This window comes from Citrobacter sp. wls714 (assembly GCF_005281025.1).
GTDB lineage: Bacteria > Pseudomonadota > Gammaproteobacteria > Enterobacterales > Enterobacteriaceae > Citrobacter > Citrobacter werkmanii.
In genome coordinates this window covers 1-4,168 of the sequence record NZ_SZWZ01000103.1, presented here as the reverse complement: position 1 = coordinate 4,168, position 4,168 = coordinate 1, and the positions used below count along the sequence as shown (strand labels likewise).

General features: G+C 50.3%; 4 protein-coding genes. 3 read left to right on the top strand and 1 reads right to left on the bottom strand.

Annotation, left to right across the window (positions count from 1 at the left end):
- Nucleotides 1-180 precede the first annotated feature (180 nt).
- Nucleotides 181-900, bottom strand: coding sequence for a fatty acid metabolism transcriptional regulator FadR (gene fadR, locus FDX11_RS23065; RefSeq protein WP_038641229.1), 720 nt, complete (start codon nucleotides 898-900; stop codon nucleotides 181-183).
- Between the two features lie 236 nt (nucleotides 901-1,136).
- Between fadR and nhaB the strand changes: the two genes are divergently transcribed.
- The 3 genes from nhaB to FDX11_RS23050 all read left to right on the top strand — a co-directional run bounded on the left by nhaB (nucleotide 1,137) and on the right by FDX11_RS23050 (nucleotide 3,805).
- Complete coding sequence (nhaB, locus tag FDX11_RS23060; RefSeq protein WP_042307887.1) at nucleotides 1,137-2,681, top strand: Na(+)/H(+) antiporter NhaB; 1,545 nt, start codon at nucleotides 1,137-1,139, stop codon at nucleotides 2,679-2,681.
- A 141-nt stretch (nucleotides 2,682-2,822) separates the two neighbouring features.
- Nucleotides 2,823-3,353, top strand: a complete 531-nt coding sequence (gene dsbB, locus FDX11_RS23055; RefSeq protein ID WP_042307884.1) for a disulfide bond formation protein DsbB — start codon at nucleotides 2,823-2,825, stop codon at nucleotides 3,351-3,353.
- A 110-nt stretch (nucleotides 3,354-3,463) separates the two neighbouring features.
- A complete protein-coding gene (locus tag FDX11_RS23050) occupies nucleotides 3,464-3,805 on the top strand; it encodes a DUF1971 domain-containing protein (protein ID WP_042307882.1) in 342 nt (113 codons plus the stop codon).
- Nucleotides 3,806-4,168: the final 363 nt, after the last annotated feature.

The window sequence follows — 4,168 nt, the reverse complement described above, 5'->3', positions numbered from 1 at the left end:
GTGGCGGAGAACGCCCTTTACACGTTCACGGGTATCGGTGCTTCAGAGAAACGATGAACATGAGGTGAACGGGATCCTTTCTCTGGGATGGCATATTCATTACTTCCGCCAACACAGGTTGATACTTCCTGAAACTTAAGCGTTAACTGAACGACATTGCCTCGAATGAGGTTTTTTTTATTAGCGTCCCTGAATAGCTAAATCGCCCGGCAGGTTCTTCTGCATGCGATGCCAAATCTCGCCGCTATCGTGACCGTAGCGGCGCACCGTTTCATAAACCTGCTCATGAGCACCCTGCTCGCACAGTTCTGACAGCTTACGATAGAAGCTCAGCGCCAGACCACGCGCTTCTGGATTGGCAAAATAATGACGACCAATGCGGGTATATAACCCTTTCATTCCGTTGAGGATCAGACCGTAAATCGGATTACCGGACGCAAATGCCAGACCGCGGAAAATGTTGTAGTCCAGATCGGCGAACGCATCAGCATGGTCAGCTACCTGATTAGCTGTCGCCAACACCTCTTGCGCTTTATCAGGATGCTGGCGAAACGCGGTGCGGATAAAGATGGTTGAAATGTTGGTGCGCACAGACAGCAGATTATCGATCAACTGCGGTACGCTCTCGTGATCGAGGCGCGCCAGCGTTTCAAGAATATTCAACCCGGAGGTTTCCCAGAAGTTATTCACCTTCGTCGGTTTGCCGTGTTGAATGGTCAACCAGCCGTCCCGCGCCAGACGCTGTAATACTTCGCGCAACGTAGTACGTGTCACTCCGATCAGTTCAGAGAGTTCACGTTCAGCGGGCAAAATAGTGCCAGGTGGGAAGCGGTTATTCCAGATACTCTCAATGATGTACTCTTCCGCGAACCCCGCCGGGCTTTGCGCCTTAATGACCATAGTAATAATTCCATTACACAGCAAAACATAGTTACAGTTATCATACCAGACGGGTTTCATAGCTGATAGCTGACGAAATGAAGAAAAAGTGGATCAAGGCTTCATTTTACAGATAACGCTGATGCACACTCACCCTTGCCATTCACGTGAAGAGCTTGCCTGTGCTCCCTCCTCCCGCTAAGCTTTGCGGTCAAACATAACAACATGATTTCATTTTTAAAGGTAGGGAAATCACCATGGAGCTATCATGGGGCCGCGCTATGTGGCGCAATTTTTTAGGCCAGTCGCCAGACTGGTACAAACTTGCACTGCTCGTCTTCTTAGTCGTTAACCCGATTATCTTTTTCATCAATCCCTTTATTGCTGGCTGGCTGTTGGTGGCCGAGTTCATTTTTACGCTGGCGATGGCACTCAAGTGTTATCCGTTGCTGCCGGGTGGGCTGTTAGCCATCGAAGCCGTCATCATTGGCATGACCAGCGCCGCGCATGTGCGCGAAGAAGTTGCCGCCAACCTTGAGGTGTTATTGCTGCTGATGTTTATGGTGGCAGGCATCTACTTTATGAAGCAGCTGCTGTTGTTTATTTTCACCCGTCTTCTGCTCAGCATTCGTTCCAAGTCACTGCTGTCGCTCTCCTTTTGTATTGCTGCCGCTTTCCTCTCCGCGTTCCTTGACGCGTTGACCGTCGTTGCCGTGGTGATAAGCGTAGCGGTCGGTTTTTATGGCATCTACCATCGCGTGGCCTCTTCCCGAGGGGAAGATAACAATATGCTCGATGACAGCCATATCGATCAGCACAATAAGGTCGTTCTGGAGCAGTTCCGTGGTTTTCTGCGTAGTCTGATGATGCACGCAGGCGTCGGTACGGCGTTAGGCGGCGTAATGACCATGGTTGGCGAACCGCAAAACCTGATTATCGCCAAAGCAGCTGGCTGGCACTTTGGCGACTTCTTCCTCCGCATGTCGCCGGTCACCGTTCCGGTACTGATTTGCGGTCTGCTAACCTGCGTACTGGTCGAGAAATTACGTTGGTTTGGCTATGGCGAAACGCTGCCGGAGACCGTCCGCGATGTCCTGCAAAAATTTGACGATCAGAGCCGTCAGCAGCGAACCCGCCAGGACAAGATCAAACTGATTATCCAGGCGATTATCGGCGTCTGGCTGGTGGTCGCCCTGGCACTGCATCTGGCGGAAGTGGGATTAATTGGTCTGTCAGTGATTATTCTGGCAACGTCGTTAACCGGCGTTACCGACGAACATGCTATTGGCAAAGCCTTTACCGAGTCGCTGCCCTTCACCGCCCTGCTGACCGTGTTCTTCTCTGTTGTTGCGGTGATCATCGATCAGCAGCTCTTTTCTCCGATTATTCAGTTCGTTTTACAAGCCTCTGAGCACGCGCAATTAACGCTGTTCTATCTGTTTAACGGTCTGCTGTCGTCTATTTCTGATAACGTTTTTGTCGGCACTATCTACATCAACGAAGCCAAAGCAGCCCTGGAGCATGGGACCATCAGCCTTAATCAGTATGAACTGTTAGCGGTGGCGATTAACACCGGGACCAACCTGCCTTCCGTGGCCACGCCAAACGGTCAGGCGGCGTTCCTGTTTCTGCTGACTTCCGCCCTGGCACCGTTGATTCGCCTCTCTTATGGTCGCATGGTATGGATGGCTCTGCCTTATACCCTTGTCCTGACGCTCGTCGGGTTGCTTTGCGTGGAGTTCACGCTTGTACCAATGACAGAATGGATGACCCAGTCGGGCTGGTTAGCTACACTTTCATAACAATTAGCCGGGCAAATCACTGCCCGGTTTGACTTTTTGCATGATAATTATCCGATTACGCAAATTTTCAATTCCCGCTAGTGGCGCATAAAGTGAATTGGTTTAAACTGCGGTCTCTACGCATGTTGCAGGGAAATTATTATGTTGCGATTTTTAAACCAGTGTTCCCGTGGTCGTGGAGCATGGTTATTGTTGGCGTTTACCGCCTTTGCGCTGGAACTCGTCGCGCTGTGGTTCCAGCACGTCATGCTGCTAAAACCTTGCGTGTTGTGTATTTACGAACGTAGCGCATTATTTGGCGTAATGGGTGCGGGGCTGGTGGGGGCTATCGCGCCAAAAACACCGCTGCGCTATGTGGCGATGGTTATCTGGATTTACAGCGCCTGGCGCGGTCTTCAGTTAGCATATGAGCACACCATGATTCAGCTTCACCCGTCACCATTTATGACCTGTGATTTTGCCGCGCGCTTCCCGAGCTGGTTACCGCTGGATAAATGGCTGCCGCAGGTGTTTGTGGCGTCCGGCGACTGTGCTGAGCGTCAGTGGTCGTTTTTAACCCTCGAAATGCCGCAGTGGCTGCTAGGGATCTTCGCCGCATATCTTGTTGTGGCAATACTGGTCGTCATAGCACAACCGTTCAAACCGAAAAAACGTGACCTTTTCGGTCGCTAACAGAGACGCTCCTCCGGGAGCGTTTTTTTTGGCTTAAATTCATTGCCTGCTGGCATCTATAAGCTGTATATTAAATACATCTTATAGATGCCACATGAAGGAGATGTCTTATGTCCCATTTACGCATCCCGGCAAACTGGAAAGTTAAACGCTCTACTCCCTTCTTCACGAAAGACAATGTCCCTGCGGCACTGCTCTCCCACCACAACACCGCTGCGGGCGTGTTTGGACAGCTCTGCGTGATGGAAGGAACGGTAACGTATTATGGCTTTGCCAATGAAGACGCAAAAGAGCCCGAAGTGAAGGTAGTGATTAATGCCGGTCAGTTCGCGACCAGCCCACCGCAGTACTGGCATCGCGTTGAATTAAGCGACGATGCGCAGTTCAACATCAATTTTTGGGTTGAAGACGACAACCATGGAGATGAGATGTATCAGGCGAAAAAGGCTTAACCCTTAACACCTGCTAATCGATGGGCGGCTCAGTCCGCCCATGAAGGCTTATTCAAAACAGGCGGCACTATAAAATTATTGTGCGTCGATGTGAACAGAAAGCAGTCATAAAGCAGAATGTTAGCGCAAGACGAACCACTACCTTCCGAGGTTTTGAGTTGTTTTGCGCTAATTTTTTGCCCCATCCATGCCCCATCACACAGCCAACTCACCAAAAGCACAAAGCCTTGCAAACTGATGCAAAGCTTTGTGTGCCTCACTTTTGTCTCACCAACCAACATCACTAGTCGATCGATGCACTTTCAAATGCTAAACTTTCGGCCTCTAAGAATTCACTGATTTTTATAATGTTAAAGCTATTCG

What these genes read in the sequence shown, in the direction of transcription:
- nhaB (WP_042307887.1), top strand. Translation starts at nt 1,137, where the DNA reads ATGGAGCTATCATGGGGCCGCGCTATGTGGCGCAATTTTTTAGGCCAG.
- FDX11_RS23050 (WP_042307882.1), top strand. Translation starts at nt 3,464, where the DNA reads ATGTCCCATTTACGCATCCCGGCAAACTGGAAAGTTAAACGCTCTACT.
- dsbB (WP_042307884.1), top strand. Translation starts at nt 2,823, where the DNA reads ATGTTGCGATTTTTAAACCAGTGTTCCCGTGGTCGTGGAGCATGGTTA.
- fadR (WP_038641229.1), bottom strand. Translation starts at nt 900, where the DNA reads ATGGTCATTAAGGCGCAAAGCCCGGCGGGGTTCGCGGAAGAGTACATC.